At 65.3% G+C, this 21,422-nt stretch carries 19 protein-coding genes; 4 read left to right on the top strand and 15 right to left on the bottom strand.

The genetic code is table 11. The features are described from left to right. Window positions 1-123: 123 nt before the first annotated feature. Window positions 124-3,528 carry an acyl-[ACP]--phospholipid O-acyltransferase gene (locus I6F21_RS00675; RefSeq protein ID WP_225139045.1) on the top strand — a complete coding sequence of 1,135 codons (3,405 nt, stop codon included), beginning with the start codon at window positions 124-126 and terminating at the stop codon, window positions 3,526-3,528. Between the two features lie 26 nt (window positions 3,529-3,554). Here the strand turns inward: I6F21_RS00675 and tcuB are convergent, their stop codons facing one another. From tcuB to mobB, 14 genes are all read right to left on the bottom strand, one after another. After that, a complete protein-coding gene (tcuB, locus tag I6F21_RS00680) occupies window positions 3,555-4,655 on the bottom strand; it encodes a tricarballylate utilization 4Fe-4S protein TcuB (protein WP_225139046.1) in 1,101 nt (366 codons plus the stop codon). Then, on the bottom strand, window positions 4,642-6,033 hold the full coding sequence (gene tcuA, locus I6F21_RS00685) for an FAD-dependent tricarballylate dehydrogenase TcuA (protein ID WP_225139047.1): 1,392 nt from the start codon (window positions 6,031-6,033) through the stop codon (window positions 4,642-4,644). The genes tcuB and tcuA overlap by 14 nt, the downstream gene beginning before the upstream one ends. A gap of 88 nt (window positions 6,034-6,121) precedes the next feature. Beyond that, a complete protein-coding gene (locus I6F21_RS00690; protein WP_225139048.1) occupies window positions 6,122-6,877 on the bottom strand; it encodes an IclR family transcriptional regulator in 756 nt (251 codons plus the stop codon). A gap of 8 nt (window positions 6,878-6,885) precedes the next feature. Next, window positions 6,886-7,767, bottom strand: coding sequence for an NAD(P)-dependent oxidoreductase (locus I6F21_RS00695; protein WP_036011385.1), 882 nt, complete (start codon window positions 7,765-7,767; stop codon window positions 6,886-6,888). A gap of 62 nt (window positions 7,768-7,829) precedes the next feature. Next, the gene (locus tag I6F21_RS00700) at window positions 7,830-9,026 is read right to left on the bottom strand and encodes an ABC transporter substrate-binding protein (RefSeq protein WP_051057080.1); all 1,197 of its coding nucleotides are present in this window, start codon (window positions 9,024-9,026) and stop codon (window positions 7,830-7,832) included. A 16-nt stretch (window positions 9,027-9,042) separates the two neighbouring features. Beyond that, window positions 9,043-9,900 (bottom strand): alpha/beta hydrolase, encoded by an 858-nt coding sequence (locus I6F21_RS00705; protein WP_109145110.1) that lies wholly within the window; start codon window positions 9,898-9,900, stop codon window positions 9,043-9,045. Beyond that, the gene (locus tag I6F21_RS00710; protein ID WP_225112327.1) at window positions 9,897-10,340 is read right to left on the bottom strand and encodes a hypothetical protein; all 444 of its coding nucleotides are present in this window, start codon (window positions 10,338-10,340) and stop codon (window positions 9,897-9,899) included. Before I6F21_RS00710 ends, I6F21_RS00705 begins: the two co-directional genes overlap by 4 nt. 161 nt (window positions 10,341-10,501) lie before the next feature. Then, window positions 10,502-11,587 carry a HupE/UreJ family protein gene (locus tag I6F21_RS00715; RefSeq protein ID WP_225139049.1) on the bottom strand — a complete coding sequence of 362 codons (1,086 nt, stop codon included), beginning with the start codon at window positions 11,585-11,587 and terminating at the stop codon, window positions 10,502-10,504. Window positions 11,588-11,605: 18 nt separating this feature from the next. Beyond that, complete coding sequence (gene ybaK, locus I6F21_RS00720) at window positions 11,606-12,079, bottom strand: Cys-tRNA(Pro) deacylase (RefSeq protein ID WP_036011401.1); 474 nt, start codon at window positions 12,077-12,079, stop codon at window positions 11,606-11,608. A 136-nt stretch (window positions 12,080-12,215) separates the two neighbouring features. Further along, window positions 12,216-14,984 (bottom strand): formate dehydrogenase subunit alpha, encoded by a 2,769-nt coding sequence (gene fdhF / locus I6F21_RS00725; RefSeq protein ID WP_225139050.1) that lies wholly within the window; start codon window positions 14,982-14,984, stop codon window positions 12,216-12,218. Then, on the bottom strand, window positions 14,981-16,687 hold the full coding sequence (locus tag I6F21_RS00730; protein WP_225182661.1) for an NADH-ubiquinone oxidoreductase-F iron-sulfur binding region domain-containing protein: 1,707 nt from the start codon (window positions 16,685-16,687) through the stop codon (window positions 14,981-14,983). Before I6F21_RS00730 ends, fdhF begins: the two co-directional genes overlap by 4 nt. A 269-nt stretch (window positions 16,688-16,956) precedes the next feature. After that, window positions 16,957-17,190 (bottom strand): sulfurtransferase TusA family protein, encoded by a 234-nt coding sequence (locus I6F21_RS00735; protein ID WP_036011410.1) that lies wholly within the window; start codon window positions 17,188-17,190, stop codon window positions 16,957-16,959. A 47-nt stretch (window positions 17,191-17,237) separates the two neighbouring features. Then, window positions 17,238-18,494, bottom strand: a complete 1,257-nt coding sequence (gene glp / locus I6F21_RS00740) for a gephyrin-like molybdotransferase Glp (protein ID WP_225139052.1) — start codon at window positions 18,492-18,494, stop codon at window positions 17,238-17,240. Window positions 18,495-18,503: 9 nt separating this feature from the next. After that, window positions 18,504-19,031, bottom strand: coding sequence for a molybdopterin-guanine dinucleotide biosynthesis protein B (gene mobB / locus I6F21_RS00745; protein WP_225139053.1), 528 nt, complete (start codon window positions 19,029-19,031; stop codon window positions 18,504-18,506). 209 nt (window positions 19,032-19,240) lie between these two features. Here mobB and fdhD point away from each other — a divergent pair, with 209 nt between their 5' ends. Continuing rightward, on the top strand, window positions 19,241-20,131 hold the full coding sequence (gene fdhD / locus I6F21_RS00750; protein ID WP_036011418.1) for a formate dehydrogenase accessory sulfurtransferase FdhD: 891 nt from the start codon (window positions 19,241-19,243) through the stop codon (window positions 20,129-20,131). After that, the gene (gene mobA, locus I6F21_RS00755; protein WP_225139054.1) at window positions 20,112-20,768 is read left to right on the top strand and encodes a molybdenum cofactor guanylyltransferase MobA; all 657 of its coding nucleotides are present in this window, start codon (window positions 20,112-20,114) and stop codon (window positions 20,766-20,768) included. The genes fdhD and mobA overlap by 20 nt, the downstream gene beginning before the upstream one ends. A gap of 5 nt (window positions 20,769-20,773) precedes the next feature. Here the strand turns inward: mobA and I6F21_RS00760 are convergent, their stop codons facing one another. Continuing rightward, window positions 20,774-21,073 carry a hypothetical protein gene (locus I6F21_RS00760; RefSeq protein WP_225139055.1) on the bottom strand — a complete coding sequence of 100 codons (300 nt, stop codon included), beginning with the start codon at window positions 21,071-21,073 and terminating at the stop codon, window positions 20,774-20,776. Window positions 21,074-21,183: 110 nt separating this feature from the next. On the opposite strand from I6F21_RS00760, the gene I6F21_RS00765 reads away from it, so the two are divergent. Then, entirely contained in the window at window positions 21,184-21,414 is a 231-nt protein-coding gene (locus tag I6F21_RS00765; protein ID WP_036011421.1) for a hypothetical protein, read from the top strand. The last annotated feature ends 8 nt before the right edge of the window (window positions 21,415-21,422 follow it).

Below are 21,422 nucleotides of genomic sequence, written 5' to 3' on the forward strand. Positions count from 1 at the left end.
ACCGAGGGGACAGAGCAGGCCAGCAACTTCGTTGCCGCGCAATCGTTCGCCCTATGCTTCCGGTCGTGACGTTTCACAGACAACGTAACAACCTCAGTCTGCCTTGCCAAAACAGGACCAGTCATGATCAGGGAATTGATGTCGTCACGCCGCTTTGCGCCGCTGTTCTGGGCGCAATTCTTCTCGGCGCTCAATGACAACGTGCTCAAGAATGCGCTCGTCATCATCCTGCTCTACAGCGCGGCGACGAGCCACGGCGATGCGCTGGTGACGGTGGCAGGCGCAGTCTTCATCTTCCCCTACTTCATCCTGTCCGGGCTCGGCGGCCAGCTCGCCGACAAATACGTCAAATCCGTCGTCGCAAGGCGGCTCAAATTCGTCGAGATCTTTGCAGCCTGCTTCGCCGCTGCCGGCTTCTTCCTGCATTCGGTGCCGCTCTTGTTCGCAGCGCTCGCACTGTTCGGTACCATCGCCGCGCTGTTCGGCCCGGTGAAATACGCGATGCTGCCGGACCAGCTCGAGCTCGGCGAACTCGCGACCGGCAACGCGCTGGTCGAAGGCGCGACCTTCATGGCGATCCTGCTCGGCACCGTCGCCGGCGGCCAGTTCGTCGCCGGCTCCGCGCATATGGGCTGGGTCGCATCCGCCGTGGTCGTGCTAGCCGTGTTGTCCTGGGCGTTCGCGTCCCGCATTCCGCAGACGACGCCCTCCGCGCCTGAGCTGCCCGTCGACGCCAATCCCTGGACCTCGACGGTAAGCCTGCTCAGGACGCTTCGTGCCGACCATCGCCTCTGGGACGGCACCGTGATCGTCTCCTGGTTCTGGCTGGTCGGCGCCATCGTGCTGTCGCTGCTGCCGGCGCTGATCAAGGACGTCGTCGGCGGCACCGAGGGCGTCGTGACGCTGTGCCTTGCCATCTTCGCGATCGGCATCGCCATCGGCTCGCTGTTTGCCGCCAGCCTCAGCCACGTTCGCCCGAACCTCGCGCTGGTGCCGATCGGCGCCATCATCATGGGCTTTGCCGGCCTCGATCTCGCCTGGGCCATCGGCGTCACCGCAAAGGGGCACGAGATCACTGCGCTCGGCTTCGCGACTTCGTTCGGTGGCCTGCGCATGCTGGCCGACTTCGTCGCCTTCGCCTTCGGCGGCGGCCTGTTCGTCGTTCCGTCCTTTGCCGCGGTCCAGGCCTGGTCGCAACCTTCCGAGCGCGCCCGCATCATCGCCGCCGGCAACGTGCTGCAGGCCGCCTTCATGGTGGTCGGCTCGCTGTTCGTCGCGCTGTTGCAGGCGGCAGGTCTGCATATCGGCTGGATCTTCTTCGGCCTCGGCGTCGCCAGCTTCGGCGCGGTGTGGTTCGTGCTGACCAAGTGGGGCAAGGAAGGCGTGCGCGATGCTGGCGGGCTTCTGTTCCGCGCCCTGTTCCGTACCGAGGTGCGCGGCCTCGAAAACCTGCCGCCTCCCGGCACGCGCATGCTGATCGCGCCGAACCATGTCAGCCTGATCGACGGCCCGCTGCTGCACGCCGTGCTGCCGATCGACGCGAGCTTTGCGGTCGACACCGGCATCGCCAAGGCCTGGTGGGCCAAGCCGTTCCTGCGCGCCGTCAAGCACTACACGATGGACCCGAGCAAGCCGCTGGCCGCGCGCGACCTGATCAAGCTGGTGGCGGCGGGCGAGCCTGTCGTGATCTTCCCTGAGGGACGGATCACCGTCTCGGGATCGCTGATGAAGGTGTATGACGGCACCGCGATGATCGCGGACAAGGCCGACGCCGTGGTCGTGCCGGTCCGGATCGAAGGCGCGCAACGCTCCTATCTCAGCTATCTCAACTCCAGCCAGATCAAGCGGTCCTGGTTTCCGCGCGTGACGGTGACGATCCTGCCGCCGGTCAAGCTTCCGGTCGACGAAACGCTCAAGGGCAAGGCACGCCGCAACGCTGCCGGCGCCGCGCTGCAGGACGTCATGATCGACGCCCTCGTCAAAAACGCCATGCTCGATCACACGCTGTTCGAAGCCCTCGGACACGCCTATCGCGACCGCGACACCGGCAAGGTCATCATCGAGGACGCGCTCGGCACCAAGCTGACTTATCGCAAGCTGATCCTCGGCGCGCAGGTCCTGAGCCGCAAGCTCGAGAACGGCACCGCAACCGGCGAGAATGTCGGCGTGCTGCTGCCGAACTCCGCGGGCGTCGCCGTCGTCTTCATGGCGCTGCAGAACAGCGGCCGGGTGCCGGCGATGCTCAATTTCTCGGCCGGTCCGGTCAACGTGCTCGCCGCCATGAAGGCCGCGCAGGTCAAGACCGTGCTGACGTCGAAGGCCTTCATCGAGAAAGGCAAGCTCGACAAGCTGATGACTGCGATCTCCGCGGAGGCACGCGTCGTCTATCTCGAGGACGTCCGCGCCTCGATCAGCCTCGCCGACAAGATCAAGGGCCTGCTCGCCGGCACGACCCCGCGCGTGCCCCGCCAGGCCAACGATCCCGCCGTCGTGCTGTTCACGTCGGGCTCGGAAGGTACGCCCAAGGGCGTGGTGCTGTCCCACCGCAACATCCTCGCCAACGCGGCGCAGGCGCTGGCGCGGGTCGATGCCAATGCGAATGACAAGGTGTTCAATGTGCTGCCTGTGTTCCACTCGTTTGGACTCACGGGCGGAATGATGATGCCGATGCTGGCGGGCATTCCGATCTACATGTATCCCTCGCCGCTGCACTACCGGATCGTGCCCGAGCTGATCTACCAGACCGGCGCTACGATCCTGTTCGGCACGGATACGTTCCTGACCGGCTATGCGCGCTCGGCGCACGCTTACGACTTCCGCACCCTGCGCCTCGTCATCGCCGGCGCCGAGGCGGTCAAGGACCGCACGCGGCAGGTCTTCATGGAGCGCTACGGCATTCGCATCCTCGAAGGCTATGGCGTCACCGAGACGGCGCCGGTGCTGGCGATGAACACGCCGATGGCCAACCGCCCCGGCACCGTCGGCCGTCTCTCGCCGCTGATGGAAAGCCGCCTCGATCCGGTCCCCGGCATCGAGGAAGGAGGACGCCTCTCGGTGCGCGGCCCGAACGTGATGCTCGGCTACCTCAGGGCCGAAAAGCCCGGCGTGCTCGAAAAGCTCCCCGACGGCTGGCACGACACCGGCGACATCGTTTCGATCGACGCGGCCGGCTTCATCACCATCAAGGGCCGCGCCAAGCGCTTTGCCAAGATCGCGGGCGAAATGGTCTCGCTGTCCGCGGTCGAAGCCATCGCGGCGTCGCTATGGCCGCAGGCGGCATCCGTCGCCGTGTCGATCCCCGACCAGCGCAAGGGCGAGCGCATCGTGCTGCTGACGACCGAGAAGAACGCCGAGCGCAGCGCGATGCAGGCCCAGGCCAAGGCGATCGGCGCCTCCGAGCTGACCGTGCCCGCTGCGATCATGGTGGTCGACAAGGTGCCGTTGCTCGGCACCGGCAAGACCGACTATGTCACGGCCACGACGATGGCCCGCGAGCAGGGATCCCCGCCCGAGCGCGAGGTCGCGTAAGAGGTTGCGAGACGGGCGGCGCGGGGTCACGCCGCCGTCCGCCGCTCCTGCGCGTAGCGCACCAGCGCGGCAAAGCGATAGATGCCGTGCATGAACTTGCCGTAGGGCATAGTGATGAACAATGCGAACACCGCGCCGAGATGCAGCGCCAGCAACGGTCCCATCGCGGCAGTCTCGCGCAGCACCAGCAGCAGCATTCCGGTGAGGCCGGTCAGGAACAGCATGGCGATGAAACCGACGTCCATGCCGTAGCTGTATTCGTCGAGCAGCGCGGGATCGCTCCGCATCTTGGCCGCGAACAGGCCGATGGGCCCGACGATCAGGCCGATGCCGCCGAGCGTGCCGAGCACCACGGGCAGGTCCCACCACGGATACGGCGCCTCGCGGCCGAGCAGATAGTGATAGAGCGTCGCGACCGACGTCGCTGCGAAGCACAGGATGAAGCCGTAGAAAGTCAGGTGATGATAGAGCTTGCGCCGGTCGGTCGGCTTGTCGTCTTCGTTGTAGCAGCCGACGCCGCCGCCATGGAGATAGCGCAGCTCACCGGCGTCGCGGATCGCCTGAAAGATCGATCCGCCGTCGGCGCGGTTGCCGATCGGTGTGCCGATGTCGCGCCAGAAGGCACGCACGCTCATGACGAGTGCGAGGATCGCGTAGAGGAATGCGGCGCCAAACAGCGCGACCATCGCGTTGTGCGGCATCAGCTTGTAGAAGGCGCCGGGCCCGGTGTGCACGCCGAACAGCACGCCGCGGTCATTCAAGGCGGCAAAGCCGAGAATGAAGATCGCCATGCTGAGCGCGGCGGTGATGCTGATGACGAGGCCGTTGCGCGCGAAGGCGCCGGAGAGCGGCCGCGGCCAGGCATAGGCCGCATAGGACTCCGCGCGCGCAACCGCCAACGTCTTCGGGACGTTGACGTTGAATTCGTGCGGCGGCGCGAACTGGCAGTCGACGTAGCAGGCGCCGCAGGAATGGCAGAGATTGGCGAGATAGTTGAGATCGCCGTCGGAGAAGGCGCGCCGCATCTCCATGGCCGGAAACACCGCGCACAGGCCCTCGCAATAGCGGCAGGAATTGCAGACCGTCATCAGACGGTCGGCTTCGTCGAGAATTCTAGTTCCGTGCATGTTTCGCCGCTTCCCGTCCTGCGATCCGCCCGAACACGCTGCCGATGGTCATGCCCATGCCGGCCGCATAGCCCTTGCCAAGCACATTGCCGGCCATGATCTCGCCGGCGGCGAACATGTTGGCGGAGGGCTTGCCGTCCTTCATCAGCATTCGCGCCTCTTTGTTCACGCGCGTGCCGAGATAGGTGAAGGTGATGCCGGGCCGCACCGGATAAGCGAGAAAAGGCGGCGTCTCGATCCGGCGCGCCCAATGCGTCTTGGGCGGCGTGATGCCTTCCGTCACGCAATCATCCAGAATGGTGTGGTCGAAGGTCCCGGGCCGCACTGCCGCGTTGAACTCGGTCATAGTCTTCTCCAACACGACCGGATCGAGCGCGAGCTTGCCGGCGAGTTCGGCGATCGTCTGCCCGGCGATCGGCGGAAACAACGTCGGCATGAAGCTGGTGACCACGGTGGAGTCGAAGATGATGTAGGCGATCTGGTCGGGCTGCGCCGCGACCAGCCGGCCCCAGATCGCGTACCGCTTCGGCCAGAGGTCCTCGCCCTCGTCGTAGAAGCGCTGGGCATGCTTGTTGACGACGATGCCGAACACCACGGAGTCGTGCCGCGTGATGATGCCGCCGTCGAATTTCGGCGCGCGGGCATCGATCGCGACCGCATGACACTGCGTGGGATCGCCGACCTCCTGCACGCCCTTGTCGAGCAGCATCTTCAGGATCGAGCCGCGGTTATAGGGCGTGCCGCGGATCAGGAAGTTGTCGGCGGCCTCGCCCCAATATTGCTTCAGCCATTCGATGTTGGCCTCGAACCCGCCGGCGGCGGCGACCAGTGATGTCGCGCGGATCTCGGTCTCGCCCTTGATCGGCCGCTGGAGGCGCGCGGCGAGGAACATGCCGTCCTCGATCACGAGATCGACGACTTCGGCGTCGTATTCGACGTCGACACCGAGCCGCTCCGCGGTGAGATAAAGCGCGTTCAGCATCGCCCGCCCGCCGCCCAGGAAGAAGGAGTTGGTGCGGCCGAGGCTCAGCGTGCCGCCGAGCGAGGGCTGCCAGCGCACACCCTGCTCCACGATCCAGTTCAGGATGTCCTTGGATTCGCGGATCATATGTCGGGCGAGCACCTCGTCGGTCTGCCCGCCGGTGACGCGCAGCAGATCCTCCCAGAATTCCTCCTCGGTGTAGGGGCCGGTCAGGATTTCGGTCGCCGCATCATGGGCGCAGCGCATGTTGCGGGTGTGGCGGGTGTTGCCGCCGCGATAGAATTTCGGCGCGCCTTCGAGCACGAGCACCGAGGCCCCGCCGCCCCGCGCGCTGATCGCCGCGCACAGGGCCGCATTGCCGCCGCCGATCACCAGCACGTCGTATTTGCTGCTCATACCGTCCGCCCGACGGCACGCGAGATTGGAGAAATTCTGTCCGTCAGTGGCATGCTCGACCTTCCAGCGTTGCGCATCTTGTCGACAACTAGCGCCTCGCCCTGCGCGCTGGACGCGCGTCTTCAGCCGAAGCCGATAAGGCATTGTCGAGGATCTCGGTCGGACCGCCCAGCGTGCGCGTCAGGCGGATGGCTGCCTTCAGCAACAGCGACGCCATCGTCTTGATATTGTCTCTCGTGAAGCGCGGCTTCGGCCCCGAGAGCGACAAGGCGCCGACGCACTTGCCGCCGGACCCGAACACGGGGCAGGCCAGCCCGGCACAATCCGGATCGCGCTCCCCGAACGACACTGCGATGCAGCCCTCGCGAATCGCGTCATAGGTCGCGCCTTTCTCACCGTCGAAGGCGAGAATAACCCGGCCCGCCGCCCCGCGCTCCAGCGGCAGCAGCATGCCGGCCTCGACGCGGTCGAGCGTCGAGTGTTGGGAATCGACGCGGAACACGCAGAGCCGGCGCTTGGCATCATGCCGCACGTGGTACGACGGACTTTCGGTGCCGTCGGCCACGAGCTGGCGCAGCAGCGGCATCACCCGATCATGCAGATTGTTGTTGCGCTGGTACACCGCACCCAGCCGGAACGGCGTCGGCCCGAGATGGTAGCGGCCGTCGGCGAGTTGCACGAGGTAGCCGAATTCCTGAAGCGAGGCCATCAGCCGCAACAGCGTGCTTTTGTACATCTTGGTGCGCTTGGCAAGCTCCGCCAGCGTCATCGGCTCCGGGGCATCCTCGAACGCGGCAAGGATCGTCAGAGCGCGGTCGACGGCGGCGACACCGGGCGAAGGCATGGCGTTTCCTATTGGGGGAATCCGGAGGGATCGATGAGCTTAGCGATGACGGGAAAGTAAGCATCCCCCATCCCCTTGTCGATCGTCTCCTGGAAGATGGTGCGCATAAGCGCGGCACCGCGCAGGTTGAGCCCAGCCTGCGCGCCGAGCTCCAGCGCATAGGAGAGGTCCTTCATTGCATATTCAGTGGAGAACGCCCGCAGCGGAAACTCCCCGGCGACGATCGCCTTCATGCCGTGATTGCGCAGGGCAAAACTGTCCGCCGACCCCTTGGACAACGTCTCCAGCAGCAGCTTCGGCTCGACGCCGCTGTGCTTGGCAAGCGCGACGGCCTCCGCCAGCGCATTCACCGTCTCGAACAGCACCATGTTGTTGAGGATCTTCGTCACTTGGCCTGCGCCGGTTCCGCCACAGAGAGTGACGTCGGTCGCAAAATGCCGGATCAGCGGCTCGACCGCGGCGAACTGCTCGGCTGTCGCGCCGACCATAACGCTGAGCGTGCCGTCCTGGGCTGCCTGGCGGGTGCGCGCGATCGGCGCATCGATCCAGAGCGCGCCCTTCTCCGCGAGCTGCTTCGCGAATGAACGGGTCAGGCCGACGTCGGACGTGCCGAGATCGATCACAGTCTGGTCGCGCTTGACCGCCGGCAGGATGCTCTCGAAGACCGACATGACGTGCTTGGCGCTGGGCAGGCACAGGAAGACCGTCTGTGCGCCGGCGACGACATCCCCGATCGACGTCGTCGCCGTCGCTCCGTCAGCTGCGACCCGAGCCAACGGCTCCGCAGCAAGGTCGAAGGCAAGCACCGGCCGGCCGCTCTTGCGCAACAGGTTGCGGCAGATCGGCTCGCCCATGACGCCAAGACCGATGAACCCAATCGAACCAGACATTCCTTAACTCTCCCTCGAAGTCGTGTGGCCGGACGGACGCCGCTCCCGCCCGGCCGGCGCAGTTACTTTACCAGCGGGCAGCCGCCTTCGCTCAACGGCCGGAATACCTCGTCGCCCGGCTTGGAGCCGACGATCCGGTAATAGTCGAACTTGTACTTGGACTCCTCCGGCTTCTTCACTTGCACGAGATACATCGTGTGCAGCACGCGCCCGTCGGGGCGGACCGCAACGTCCTTGTTGTACATGTCGTTGACCTTCAGCTCGTGCATCTTGGCGGCAACGACCGTTGCATCGGTGGTGCCCGCTGCCTTGACGGCGGCGAGGTAATGTCGGACGCCGCTGTAGACGCCTGCCTGCACCATGCTCGCGACCTTGCCGTCCATCAGCGTCGAGTAGCGCTTCGACCAGGCCCGGGTCTGCTCGTTGAGGTCCCAGTAGAACGAGGTCGTCACCTGCAAACCCTGCGTGACCTTCAGGCCAAGCGAGTTCACATCCGTGATGAAGACCAGGAGGCCGGCGAGCTTCTGGCCGCCCTCGACGATGCCGAACTCACCAGCCTGCTTGATCGCGGTCTGCACGTCCGCGCCCGACGTCGCGAGGCCAACGACGTCGGCCTTGGATCCCTGCGCCTGCAGCAGAAAGGACGCAAAATCCGCAGTGCCGAGCGGATGCGCGGCCGAGCCGATCACTTTGCCGCCGGCGACGTCGATGAACTTCGTGGCATCGCGCTGAAGCGCGTGACCGAAGGCGTAGTCGGCTGTCACGAAGTACCAGGTCTTGCCGCCAGCCCGCGTGATCGCGTCGCTGGTCAGCTTCGACAGCGCGTAGGTGTCGTAGTTGAAGTGGAAGCTGATCGGCGAGCAGGACTTTCCCGTGAAATCGGACGAGCCCGGACCCGAGATGACGAAGATCTTGTTCTTCTGCTTGGCGACTTCCAGGATGGCAAAGCCGGCCGAGGAGGCTGCGCCGTCCGCGATCATGTCGACGCCCTCATTGTCGAACCATTTGCGCGCAGTTGCCGATGCGATGTCCGGCTTGTTCTGATGGTCGGCCGAAATGATCTCGATCTTCTTGCCGAGGAGTTCGTTGCCGAAATCCTCCGCGGCGAGCCTTGCGGCGGCGACCGAGCCCCGCCCTCCATTGTCGGCGAACACACCGGACTGGTCGTTGAGAACGCCGATCCTGATGACATCGTCGGCCGCGACCGCGGCACTCGTCTGCGCGGCCAGAGCGACCGCAATCATCCAACGCAACTTCATAACATACGCCTCCCGTTTACGACTTTTGCTTATCGAGGATGTTTTGCAGCACCGGCGCGATGTAGCGGCGGAACTGGCCTGGGTTTTCACTCATCGGAAAATGGCCAAGCCGCTCCATGACGGTGGCCTTCGCACCGGGAATCCCGGCGGCGGTCCGCAGCGTGTCCTCCGGCGTGCAGGAGAAATCGTACTCGCCGGTCAGCAGATAGAGCGGGCACTGGTTGACGTCGATGTTGCCGGTGCGACCACGCAGATCGCCATCGACGCGATAGAAATAAAGATCGCCCTTGAAGATGCCGGGTCCGCCCTGCTTGTAGCCCCACAGTGTCTCGTTGCGCGCACCCTCAGGACCGCCAGGCGCGATCAATCCCGATACCAGCGCGGCGCAGACCTCGCCGCCATGAACATCGGGCCGGTTCAGCCAGGTCGTTTCGTACCAGGGCTGCTGGAAGTCGGCGGCCTCAAGGCCGATCAGAGCGCGAAACTCGTGAGCATGCGCAATGGCGAGATTGAGCACGATGCGGCCACCGATCGAGCAACCCATCACCACCGGCCGCTCCAGCCCAAGCGCGCTGCAGAAGGCGCGGATCGTCGCCGTGTAGCTCGCGGTGGTCAGCCGGTATTCGCTGCCATATCGGCTGTCCGGGGGATTGGACTTACCATGCCAGGGCATGTCGAAGGTGATGACTCGGAAATGCCTCGTGAACTCGTCGTCCACGAGCAGATGACGCCACTGCCGCGCGTCGGAGCCGGCGGTGTGGAGGCAAACCAGGGGAATGCCGCTGCCGTTCTCCTCGAAATAGATCCTGTTGACCTCGCCATCGATCTCGACGTGCACGTAGCGCCCGACAATCGGCTCGATGAAGCCGTTCATGACGCGCCTCCGAACCCGCTGCGCCGCGGTAGCGCCAGAAGATCCTTGAAATACTGAAGGTACGCTATGAATGGATGCAGATCGCCTTCGAGCGTCGCCTGCCCGCGCTTGGTCAGCGCCAGCAGATCGTGCCATCCCGCCGGCGGCATTCGTTGCCAATATGCGGCGAACGCGGCGGGCGTCGCGCGATAGGAGAAGCGCCAGGAACGCATCAGCACTGGCGCCGGCGCCATGTCGACGATCCGACCGGCCCGAATGGCGAGGTGGAATGGCTGCGTGCTCGGCCCGAGCAGGCAATCCACATCGAGCCAGCGACCACGGGCAGTGAGGGCCTCGTCGCGGATCAGCAAATCGGGAATCGCCTTGAAGGCTTCGATGACGGCATCGGGCGTGAATGGCACCGGTGAGCCGTCGTCCTGCCGGACGCGTTCGAATTCCATTGTCTCGTCCCTCAATTGCGTTCGTTCTATTGTACAGAACGATATTCTATTTCTATTCCAGTTTCTATACAGGGCTTGTGAGCGAACTCAAGTGCGCAGGAGCCGTGGGGCCGCGCGCCGTGGCGGAAGCAGGCCGACCGCGCGAGAGAGACCGCTTGATTTCAAGCTTCGAAGACGCGCGCGACCAGCCAATAGCCGCCGAGCAGGCCGATCATGGCAGAGAACGTGTAAACCAGCCCCGCCGCCCTCACCGGTTCGGACCGGTCCCCTCCGCTCCATCGATCGGCGAGACGGAGGGTCGGCAACGCGACCGCAACGATCGCGACCTGCCCGATCTCGACGCCGATGTTGAAAGCGGCAAGCGCCGGCACGGCTGTGTTTGGCGGTAACCCGATGTCACGCAGCACCCCCGCGAAGCCGAAGCCGTGGATCAAGCCGAACAGAAAAGCCACGCGCCAGCGCCTGTCGACGTCGCGCGAGAAGAAGTTCTCCACAGCCACGAAGACGATCGAGGCCGCAATTGCAGGCTCCACGATGCTGCTCGGAATCACGAGAACATCGAGCGCGGCCAGCGACAAGGTGATTGAATGGGCAATGGTGAAGGCCGTCACGATTTTGACGACGGGCATGAGCCGTCGCGCCCACAGCACCACCGCGATCAGGAATGCGATGTGATCGTAACCGAGGAAGATGTGCTCGATGCCGGTGATGACATAGCGCTGCATCGTCGACCACAGCGACGGCGGCGCGGTTGAAAGCGTGACCGTCGTGTTGCCGGCGTCGAGCAAGGCCTGCGTTTCCGACCGCCCCTGCGCAATCAGCACGACTTGTCGAGCAGCCTTGTCCTTCTCGGTCAGCACGGTGGAACGATAGATGAGATCGCCGGCGGCGTCGGCGCAGGCAAAGCTGTTGCGATAGACGATGCCGTCGCCGTCGGCCAAGATCGCGGCATCTCCGGCAACACAGGCCTTGGCACCACCTGTGACAGCCAGATGCGTGCCCATATAGGCAAGGATCGCGGGCTTGGCCGCGTCGACCGCGACAGGATCGACCGCGTCCCGTCTCGGATCATAGATCTTCGTACCGATCAGGCGATCGACATCGCTGCCCTTCAACCCGAGCTCGACGCTCACCGAGCGATCAGGGCTCAGCCCCACGCGCGCGGTGACGAGATTGACCTCATGTGCCTCTGCCGGAAAAGCGATGCCGAGCAGCACCCAGAACCCCGCCAGAAGCAGCCGCCTCATGATCCCGCTCCATCGCGCTCACGCCAGCACATCCGCCACCACGGCCTTCAGGACGTCCCGCGCATCGGCCGGCTTCAGCCGGACCTGCAAGCCGCGCTGGCCTCCATTGAGATAGACGAGATCATGCGCAAGCGCGCTCTGCTCGATCACGGTGCGCACAGGCTTGCGCTGCCCGAACGGGCTGATGCCGCCGACCTTGTAGCCGGTGACGCGCTCGGCCTCGGGCGGCTTCATCATCTGCGCCGACTTGCCGCTCGCCGCCGCCGCCAGCTTCTTCATCGAGACCTCCTGGTCGGACGGCACGACCACGCACACCGGCTTGCCGTCGACCAGCGCCATCAGCGTCTTCAGGACGCGCGCCGGCTCCTCGCCGAGCGCGGCCGCCGCCTGCAGCCCGATGCTCTCGGCGTCGGGATCATAGTCGTAGGTGTGCACGGTGAAGGCAACACCGGCGGCCGTGAGTGCGCGTGTCGCGGGGGTGACTTTGGACATGCGTCACATGTAGCACCGTCATTGCGAGGAGCGAAGCGACGAAGCAATCCAGAATCTTGCCGCGGAGGCAGTCTAGATTGCTTCGCTTCGCTCGCAATGACGGTGTGGGCACCATGCGCCCCACCCATGACGTCCCCTACTCCGCCGCGTCACGCATCTCGGCGCGCTCGGCCCTCGCCGCGCAGAACTTGAACTCCGGGATCTTGCCGAACGGGTCCAGTGCCGGGTTGGTGAGCAGGTTCGCCGCCGCCTCGGCGTAGCAGAACGGCATGAACACCATGTTCTCCGGCACGTCGCGGTCGGAGCGGACCTTGACCTCGACGGCGCCACGGCGGGTCTCCAGGCGAATGAAATCGCCGGGCACCAGCTTCTTCTTGCGCATGTCCTTTGGCGACATGAACGCGACCGCCTCCGGCTCGATCTGGTCGAGCACCTGGGCGCGGCGCGTCATCGAGCCGGTGTGCCAGTGCTCCAGCACGCGGCCGGTCGAGAGCACCATCGGATATTCGTCGTCGGGAATCTCGTCCGGCGGGATGACCTTGGCCGGCACGATCTTGCCGCGGCCGCTCGCGGTCGGGAAGCCCGTGGTGAAGATGATCTCGTTGCCGGGCTTGTTCGGATCGTCGACCGGATAGGTCACCGCGCCTTCGCGCACCAGCCGCTCCCAGGTGATGTTCTTCAGCGACGGCATCAGCTCTGCCATCTCGGTGAAGACGTCGCCGGGTCCGGCATAGTTCCACGGCAGGCCCATGCGCTTGCCGATCTCCTGGATGATCCAGAGATCCTGGCGCGCATCGCCGGGCGGCTTGATCACCTGACGCGCCAGCTGCACGCGGCGGTCGGTGTTGGTGAAGGAGCCGTCCTTCTCGGCGAAGGCCGAGGCCGGCAGGATCACGTCGGCGTGAAACGCAGTCTCGGTGACGAAGAGGTCCTGCACCACGAGATGATCGAGCATCGCCAGCGCATGGCGCGCGTGCTGCAGATCGGGATCGGACATCGCGGGATTCTCGCCCTCGATATACATGCCCGTGATCTCGCCGGCATGGATCGCGTTCATGATCTCGACCACGGTCAGGCCGCGGACGGGATCGAGATCCTGCTGCCAGAGCTTTTCGAAACTGCCGCGCAGATCGTCGCGGCCGACCGGCTGGTAGTCCGGCAGGAACATCGGGATCAGGCCGGCATCGGAGGCGCCCTGCACGTTGTTCTGGCCGCGCAGCGGATGCAGGCCGGTGCCGGGACGGCCGACCTGGCCGGTGATCAGCGCGAGCGCGATCAGGCAGCGCGCATTGTCGGTGCCGTGGACGTGCTGGCTGATGCCCATACCCCAGAAGATGATCGACGATTTCGCGCGCGCATAGGTGCGCGCCACCTCGCGCAAGGTCTGCGCCGGGACGCCGCAGATCGGCTCCATCTTCTCCGGCGTGAACTCCTTGATCTTCTCCTTGAGGTCCTCGAAACCCTCGGTGTAGCCGGCGATGTACTGGTCGTCGGTCAGGCCCTCAGTGATGATCGTGTTGATCATCGCGTTCAGCATGGCGACGTCGGAGCCGGGCTTGAACTGCAGATGCTTGGTCGCATGCCGCGACAGCGACTGCCGGCGCGGATCCATAACGAACAGTTTTGCGCCGTTCTGCTTGACCGCGTTCTTGATGAAGGTCGCCGCAACCGGATGGTTCACAGTCGGATTGGCGCCGATCACGATGATGACCTCGGCGTCCATGGCGGCAGAGAACGGTGCCGACACCGCGCCCGAGCTGAGGCCTTCGAACAGCGCCGCGACCGACGAAGCGTGGCAGAGGCGCGTGCAGTGATCGACGTTGTTGGAGCCGAAGCCGGTGCGCACCAGCTTCTGGAACAGATAGGCCTCTTCGTTCGAGCCCTTGGCCGAGCCGAAGCCGGCCAGCGCCTTCACGCCCTTCTCGTCGCGGATCTTGACGAGGCCCTTGGCGGCGATGTCGAGCGCTTCCTCCCAGCTCGCCTCGCGGAAATGCGTGAACGGATTGGCCGGATCGACCTGATCGTTCGCATCCTTCTTCGCGTTCGGCAACCGCACCAGCGGCTTCGTCAGGCGATGCGGATGGTGGATGTAGTCGAAGCCGAAGCGGCCCTTCACGCAGAGACGATTGTGATTGGCGGGGCCGTCGCGGCCTTCCGCATAGATCACCTTCTCGTCCTTGACCTCATAGGTGACCTGGCAGCCGACGCCGCAGAACGGGCAGAGCGAATCGACCTTCTTGTCGGCATAGGTGACGCGCGTCTGCTTGTCGTCGAGCATCACGGCCGGCATCAAGGCGCCGGTCGGGCAGGCCTGCACGCATTCGCCGCAGGCCACGCAGGTGGACTCGCCCATGGGGTCGTCGAAGTCGAACACGATCTTGGCGCCGGCATTGCGATAGGCCATGCCGATGACGTCGTTGACCTGGACCTCACGGCAGGCGCGCACGCACAGGCCGCACTGGATGCAGGCATCGAGATTGACGCGCATCGCCGGATGGCTGGCATCGGTCGCCCAGCGCTCGGCGGCGGGAAAGCGGCTCTCGGTGACGCCTGTCGTCTCGGCCCAGTGCCAGAACTTCGACTCCGGGTCGTGGCTGGTTTCGCGCGCCGGCTGGTCTGCGACCAGCAGCTCCATCACCATCTTCTGCGCAGCAGTCGCGCGGGCGCTCTCGGTCTTCACCTTCATGCCGACCGACGGCGTGCGCTTGCAGGACGCAGCCAGCACGCGCTCGCCCTCGATCTCGACCATGCAGGCGCGGCAATTGCCGTCGGGGCGATAGTCCGGCGCCGGCGAATAGCAGAGGTGCGGAATGTCGCGGCCCTGGCGCTTTGCGACCTGCCAGATGGTCTCGCCGGGCTTGGCCTCGACCTGCTTGCCGTCGAGTTCGAACGTGATCTTGGTCATTCGGCGGCTTCCTTGAACTCGTCAGGGAAATATTTGATCACGGAAGACAGCGGATTCGATGCCGCCTGTCCGAGCCCGCAGATCGAGGCATCGCGCATCGCCTGGCTCAATTCTTCCAGCAAGGCACGGTTCCAGACCGGCCTTTGCATCAGCAGCGCCGCCTTCTGGGTACCGACGCGGCACGGCGTGCACTGGCCGCAGCTCTCGTCCTCGAAGAACTTCATCAGGTTCAGTGCGGCCGACCGCACGCTGTCCTTGTGCGACAGGATCACGATCGCAGCCGAGCCGATGAAGCAGCCGTATTTCTCCAGCGTGCCGAAATCGAGCGGGATGTCGTCCATCGCTGCAGGCAAAATGCCGCCGGACGCACCGCCCGGCAGATAGGCGTAGAACTGGTGGCCGTGGGCCATGCCGCCGCAATATTCCTCGATCAGCTCGCGCACGGTGATGCCCGCGGGCGCGAGCTTCATGCCGGGATTCTTGACGCGGCCCGAGACCGAGAAGCTGCGCAGGCCGTGACGCTCGTGGCGGCCATGGCCCTTCCACCAATCGGCGCCCTTCTCGACGATGTCGCGCACCCACCACAGCGTCTCGATATTGTTGATCAACGTCGGCAGGCCGAACAGGCCCACCTGGAACGGGTAAGGCGGCTTGTGCCGGGGCAGGCCGCGCTTGCCCTCGATGCTCTCCAGCAGCGAGGATTCCTCGCCGCAGATGTAGGCGCCGGCGCCGCGCCGCAGATGCAGCGTCGGGCCGCCCGACGGAAGCTTTGCGATCTCGCGCTGGAGGATCTCGCGCGAGGCCGGATATTCGTCGCGCAGATAGATGTAGACGTCGCTCGCCTGCACCACGTGGGCGCCGATCAACATGCCCTCGATGAAGCGATGCGGATCTGTTTCGAGATAATAGCGGTCCTTGAACGTGCCGGGCTCGCCCTCGTCGCCGTTGATCGCCATCAGCCGCGGCCCGGGCTCGCCCAGCACGGCGCGCCATTTACGCCCGGTGGGGAAGCCGGCGCCGCCAAGGCCGCGCAGCGAAGCGTCGTCGAGCGCTTTCAGGAGATCGTCCTTCGACAATTCGCCGGAGCGCAGACGATTGAGCAGCTTGTAGCCGCCACCCGCGACGTAGGCATCGTACTCGGTATATTTGGGCAGATGCGTATGAGTATCGCCGGCCTTTGCCGCCGCCATCACATCGGCGACGGTCGCGTGGTCGACGAAATTGTGCCCGACCTCGGCGGCCGGCGCTGTGTCGCAGCGTCCAACGCAGGGCGCGCGCACGACGCGGATGCCGGGACCTGACGCGCTCTGCAGATCTTCGAGCAGGTTCTCGCCGCCAAGCATCTCGCAGGTGAGCGAATCGCAGACCCGGATCGTCAGCGGGGGAATGTCGGGCTCGCCTTCCTTCACCACGTCGAAATGCGCGTAGAAGGTCGCCGTCTCGAACACCTCGGCGAAGGCGAGCTTCATCTCGTCGGCGAGTGCGGCCAGATGCGCCGCCGAGATCTGGTGATACTTGTCCTGGATCAGGTGCAGATATTCGATCAACAGATCGCGCCGCCGCGGCCTGTCGCCGAGCAACAGCTCGATCTCGTGCGCGGCCGTGGGATCGACCTGCCGCCCCTTGGGGGTCGCCTTGGCGCGTCGGCGTCCCTCACCGGGATGCTCGAAGGAGCGGACCTTGTGCACGTCCTCGTGGCTCATCGCTTCGTCTCGATCTCGTCCTTATCAGAACTCCACTTCTATCCTTTGGCATGCCAGATGCCAAGAAAATTATCACGCTCGCGGAAGTGGTTACGCTGCACGGCTCAACAGAGCCCAGCACCGGCCCTGCGTTCTTGAGCAAGGCCGAGCCAAGCCCGAATTGGCCGGGAGATCAATAAAGGCGTCTCATGCTGCGATAGCGAAGTCCTATCGACGTCGCTTGAGGCGCGGCGGGATCGCAAAGGCGTCCGCCGTGAACATTCCCGTTTCTACGGGGCGTCGCTCTTTTCGACCAGGAACACGATGCGCGCCTCGTTGCGCTCGGTGATCTCGACCTTGTCGCCGGTCTCGCGGATCAGATTGGGAATATCGATCACCGAGAGCGGATCGGTGCAGTGAACTTCGAGTTGGTCGCCCGCCTTGAGCGGCTTGAGCGCCTTGCGCGTCTTCAGGGCCGGCAACGGGCATTTCAACCCGGTGAGATCGAGTGTCGTCCTGGTCATGGCCGCACCATGGCGAGGCGGAGCGGCTGCGTCAACGTTAGGAGGCATCAGATCAGGCTGGCGTAGGGCAGGAAGCCCACGTCCTGCCCCGGCTCGACATTCGTGATGTCCTCGCCGAGCTCGACGAGGCCATCGGTCTCGACCAGCGAGGATAGGAGCCCGGCGCCTTCGCGCGGGAACTTGATCGCCTCGAGCCCGCCGTCCTGCGCGCGCCGCAGCGAGGCGCGCACATATTCACGCCGGCCGGCCTTCTTCTTGTAGGTGAACGCCGCGCGCAGCGGGATCGCCAAGAGCGGCTCCGGCAAGGCGCCCGACAGCGCCAACGCCGTCGGTCGCACCACATGGACGAATGTCACGAAGCTCGCGACGGGATTTCCGGGCAGTCCGATCAACGGTGTGCCGCCGATGATGCCCATCGCCACGGGACGGCCGGGCTTGATCGCCATCCGCCACAGCACCAGCGAGCCGATGCTCTCCACCGCCGCCTTGACGTGATCCTCCTCGCCGGTCGAGACGCCGCCGGTGGTGAGGATCAGGTCATGGCCGCCTGCGACCTGCTTCAGGCCGCGCGCCAGCGACGCTCGCTCATCGCGCAGAATGCCGAGATCGCTGACCTCGCAGCCGAGCCGCCGCAGCATCGCCATCAGCATGAAGCGGTTGGAATCGAACAATTGCGAGGCGGCGCGCGGCTCGCCGGGCGAGGCGAGCTCGTCGCCGGTCGAGAACACGGCGACACGGATGCGCCTGACGACGTCGAGCCTTGTCAGGCCGAACGCGGCGGCAAGGGCGACGTGCTGCGGCCGCAGGCGCTGGCCGGCGCGCAGCGCGACCTGACCTTGGGGAATGTCCTCGCCTGCGGGCCGCACATTTGCGCCGGGCTTCAGCCCCGGCGGCAGCACGATCCTGCCTGAAGCATCGATGCGGACGTCCTCCTGCATGAAGACCGTCTCCGCATCCGGCGGCATCGGGGCGCCGGTGAAGATGCGCGCGGTGTGGCCGGGCTTGATCGGCGCTTGCGCAAGGCCGCCGGCCTGGATGCGGCCGTCAAGCGGGAAGGCCTGCTCTGCGCTTGCCGGAAGGTCGGCGTTGCGCACGGCGTAACCGTCGACGGCGGAGTTGGTGAACGGCGGCAGCGGCAAAGGCGCGGCCAGATCGCGCGCGAGCACGCGCCCGTCGGCATCGACCAGCGCCACCGTCTCGAGATCGACGATGGCGTTGACGCGCGTCGTGATGAGGCCGACGGCTTCGTCGACCGACATCATCGGGCCGCCGAAGGCAAAGCAATCGTCCGACAGTTGCGCCATGGTGCCTCGTCAGCGTGTCGCGGCGCTTCTTGCTACCGCTTCCTCGACCGGCATCGCCGCCCGTATCATCAATGCCGCCGCGCCTTCGATATCGTCGAGATGGACAGTCGGCAGCCTCGTGTCAATCGCGACGTCGGTCGCAATCCCGGCAATTCCGGGATCGTCCGGAAACAGCAGCGGCTTGCCGTTGGCGGCACGATGCACCTCGATCTTGCGGTGCGGCTCGCGCTTGAATCCCTCGACCACGACGAGATCGACCGCGGAGAGCTTGTCGAGCAGCTCCGGCAGCCGCGGCTCCGCCGCCCCGCGCAGCTCATGCATCAGCGCCCAGCGTTTCGACGAGGCCACCAGAACCTCCGCCGCGCCGGCCTCGCGATGGCGCCAGGAATCCTTGCCGGGCACGTCGACGTCGAACTGGTGATGCGCATGCTTGATCACGGAGACGCGCAGGCCCTGCGCGTCGAAATGCGGGATCAGCCGCGTCAACAGCGTGGTCTTGCCCGCACCGCTCCAGCCTGCAAGGCCGATGACTTTCATTCCAGCTCTCTTTTCCAGCAACCAGCGCTCGCCGATGGAACCACCATCCCCTCCCCGTCATTGCGAGCGCAGCGAAGCAATCCAGACTGCCGCTGCGGAAAGATCCTGGATTGCTTCGCTGCGCTCGTAATGACGACAAGGTGGCATTTCGCTCTCTCCCCTCCATGCTTATATCGGCTTGACCCGAATGTCATGCTAACCTCGCCGCCATGATGAAGATCGACAAAGCCCCGGTGCCCCTGATCGTCCCCAATCCGGACGACCCGCGCCTGACCCAGAGCGTGACCGGCACCGACCAGACCGGCGCCAGGGTCGAGATCAAGGTACCCATGGAGCGGCCGCTGACGCTCTATTTGAACGCCCAGGAGATCGTCACCATGATGACGATCGGCGACTATCCGGAATATCTGGCGCTCGGCTATCTGCTGAACCAGAACATGCTGAAATATAACGACGTGGTCACCGAGGTCGAGTACGACGACGACCTCCAGGTGGTCGTCGTGCGCACCTCACACCACACCAATTTCGAGGCCAAGCTGAAAAAGCGCACGCAGACCTCCGGCTGCGCGCAGGGCACCGCCTTCGGCGACCTCTTGGAGGCGGTCGAGAGCGTCGCGCTGCCTAAGGCAGAGCTGCGCACCTCCTGGCTCTACCAGATGACGCAGACCATCAACACCATGCCCTCGCTTTATCTGGAGGCCGGCGCGATCCACGGCTGTGTGCTGTGCAAGGAGGGGACCCCGCTCTGCTACACCGAGGATGTCGGCCGCCACAACGCCGTCGACAAGATCGCGGGCTGGATGTACCGCCACGGCGTCGACGCGTCCGACAAGATCCTCTACACCACGGGGCGCCTCACCTCCGAGATGGTGATCAAGACGGTGCGCATGGGCATTCCGATCCTGGTGTCGCGCTCCGGCTTCACCGCCTGGGGTGTCGATCTGGCAAGGCAGGTCGGCCTGACGCTGGTCGGGCGCACCCGCGGCAAACGCTTCATCGCGCTCGCAGGCGAAGAGCGTATCGTCTACGACCAGAACCTCGCTTATGTCGAAGAGGAATCGGCCAAGCACAAGCGCAAGGGTGAAGGCGGTGACGACTGACATTTCCGCGGCGCGTGTTCCGCCGACTCTCGGCGTGCTGCTCGCCGGTGGGCTCGCGCGGCGCATGGGCGGCGGCGACAAGCCGATGCGCACCATCGGCGGCCGCACCATTCTGGAACGCGTGATCGCGCGCCTTGCGTCCCAGTGCAGCGGACTGATTCTCAATGCCAACGGCGATCCCGCCCGCTTTGCCGCGTTCGGCTTGCAGGTGGTCGCCGACGACGTGCCCGGCTTCCCCGGCCCCCTCGCCGGCATCCTCGCGGCGCTCGACTGGACCGCGGCGAACCGGCCGAAGATCGAATGGGTGCTGAGCGCCGCCGGCGATTGCCCGTTCCTGCCGCGCGACCTCGTCGCGCAGCTGCATGAGGCGCGCGCGCGTGAGAATGCGCAGCTTGCGGTCGCAGCCTCAGGCGAGCAGTCGCATCCGGTGATCGGCCTGTGGCGCGTCGCCTTGCGCGAGGAGCTGCGCCACGCCCTCGTGGTCGAAGACCTCCGCAAGATCGACCGCTGGACCGCGCGCTATCCGCTTGCGACGGTGACGTGGCCGATCGAGCCGCTCGATCCGTTCTTCAATGCCAACACGGTCGAGGACATCGCCGAGGCCGAGCGGCTGGCGGCGCTGGATGACGCGTCTTAGCGACTCTATGATTTCGGAAACTCGTTGAGGAGCTGCGCCCAGATGATCGCGAAGGCGATCAGGCCGCAAATGCCGACGGCAGTGGTGAAGCGCGGCAAACGGCCGATCGCAACCAGCAGCCAAGCCGGCAGGAAGAACGCCCCGAAAACCATGCCCAGCGGAAACACCGCGAGCCATTGAAAGCCGCTGCCGTCCCCGGGCGGAACATTCGCGATGTAATGGAAGGTGTAGAGCCAGAACAGCGTGCCGGCCGCCGCGACGAGAGCAGCGATCCTGCGGAAATTGAGGGGCGTCGATGCGGTCATGACCTGGCTCATGTTCGTTGGTCGCTGCGGCGCCCCGCCAAGTTCATGGCGTCTTGAACCGGACCTGGAACGGGAGCGACCACAGGTCTGGACATTCCCCGGACGAAGCCATGGCCGCCCCTCTCTTGAATACGATCTTCGAATTCGTCGATTTCGTCTTCGATCTCTCCGAGACGATCGATCGCACGAGGCAGCTGAGCAAGCCTGACATCGTCGAGGTGCCGCCGGATCCAAAGCCGCTGCCACCCGCCGCGCGGCGCGCGCTTGCCGAGGCCGAGGATCGTGAGCGCAAGCGAGAGCAGGCCGCTCAGGCCGCCAGCCGTACCGACCAGGCATCGTAGCCGTAGAC

Origin of the sequence: Bradyrhizobium sp. NBAIM03 (assembly GCF_020194055.1) — a bacterium.
Classification (GTDB): domain Bacteria; phylum Pseudomonadota; class Alphaproteobacteria; order Rhizobiales; family Xanthobacteraceae; genus Bradyrhizobium; species Bradyrhizobium yuanmingense.

Excerpts from the sequence above, each read along its gene's own strand:
- I6F21_RS00675 (WP_225139045.1), top strand. The coding sequence starts at position 124 with ATGATCAGGGAATTGATGTCGTCACGCCGCTTTGCGCCGCTGTTCTGG.
- tcuB (WP_225139046.1), bottom strand. The coding sequence starts at position 4,655 with ATGCACGGAACTAGAATTCTCGACGAAGCCGACCGTCTGATGACGGTC.
- tcuA (WP_225139047.1), bottom strand. The coding sequence starts at position 6,033 with ATGAGCAGCAAATACGACGTGCTGGTGATCGGCGGCGGCAATGCGGCC.
- I6F21_RS00690 (WP_225139048.1), bottom strand. The coding sequence starts at position 6,877 with ATGCCTTCGCCCGGTGTCGCCGCCGTCGACCGCGCTCTGACGATCCTT.
- I6F21_RS00695 (WP_036011385.1), bottom strand. The coding sequence starts at position 7,767 with ATGTCTGGTTCGATTGGGTTCATCGGTCTTGGCGTCATGGGCGAGCCG.
- I6F21_RS00700 (WP_051057080.1), bottom strand. The coding sequence starts at position 9,026 with ATGAAGTTGCGTTGGATGATTGCGGTCGCTCTGGCCGCGCAGACGAGT.
- I6F21_RS00705 (WP_109145110.1), bottom strand. The coding sequence starts at position 9,900 with ATGAACGGCTTCATCGAGCCGATTGTCGGGCGCTACGTGCACGTCGAG.
- I6F21_RS00710 (WP_225112327.1), bottom strand. The coding sequence starts at position 10,340 with ATGGAATTCGAACGCGTCCGGCAGGACGACGGCTCACCGGTGCCATTC.
- I6F21_RS00715 (WP_225139049.1), bottom strand. The coding sequence starts at position 11,587 with ATGAGGCGGCTGCTTCTGGCGGGGTTCTGGGTGCTGCTCGGCATCGCT.
- ybaK (WP_036011401.1), bottom strand. The coding sequence starts at position 12,079 with ATGTCCAAAGTCACCCCCGCGACACGCGCACTCACGGCCGCCGGTGTT.
- fdhF (WP_225139050.1), bottom strand. The coding sequence starts at position 14,984 with ATGACCAAGATCACGTTCGAACTCGACGGCAAGCAGGTCGAGGCCAAG.
- I6F21_RS00730 (WP_225182661.1), bottom strand. The coding sequence starts at position 16,687 with ATGAGCCACGAGGACGTGCACAAGGTCCGCTCCTTCGAGCATCCCGGT.
- I6F21_RS00735 (WP_036011410.1), bottom strand. The coding sequence starts at position 17,190 with ATGACCAGGACGACACTCGATCTCACCGGGTTGAAATGCCCGTTGCCG.
- glp (WP_225139052.1), bottom strand. The coding sequence starts at position 18,494 with ATGGCGCAACTGTCGGACGATTGCTTTGCCTTCGGCGGCCCGATGATG.
- mobB (WP_225139053.1), bottom strand. The coding sequence starts at position 19,031 with ATGAAAGTCATCGGCCTTGCAGGCTGGAGCGGTGCGGGCAAGACCACG.
- fdhD (WP_036011418.1), top strand. The coding sequence starts at position 19,241 with ATGATGAAGATCGACAAAGCCCCGGTGCCCCTGATCGTCCCCAATCCG.
- I6F21_RS00760 (WP_225139055.1), bottom strand. The coding sequence starts at position 21,073 with ATGACCGCATCGACGCCCCTCAATTTCCGCAGGATCGCTGCTCTCGTC.
- I6F21_RS00765 (WP_036011421.1), top strand. The coding sequence starts at position 21,184 with ATGGCCGCCCCTCTCTTGAATACGATCTTCGAATTCGTCGATTTCGTC.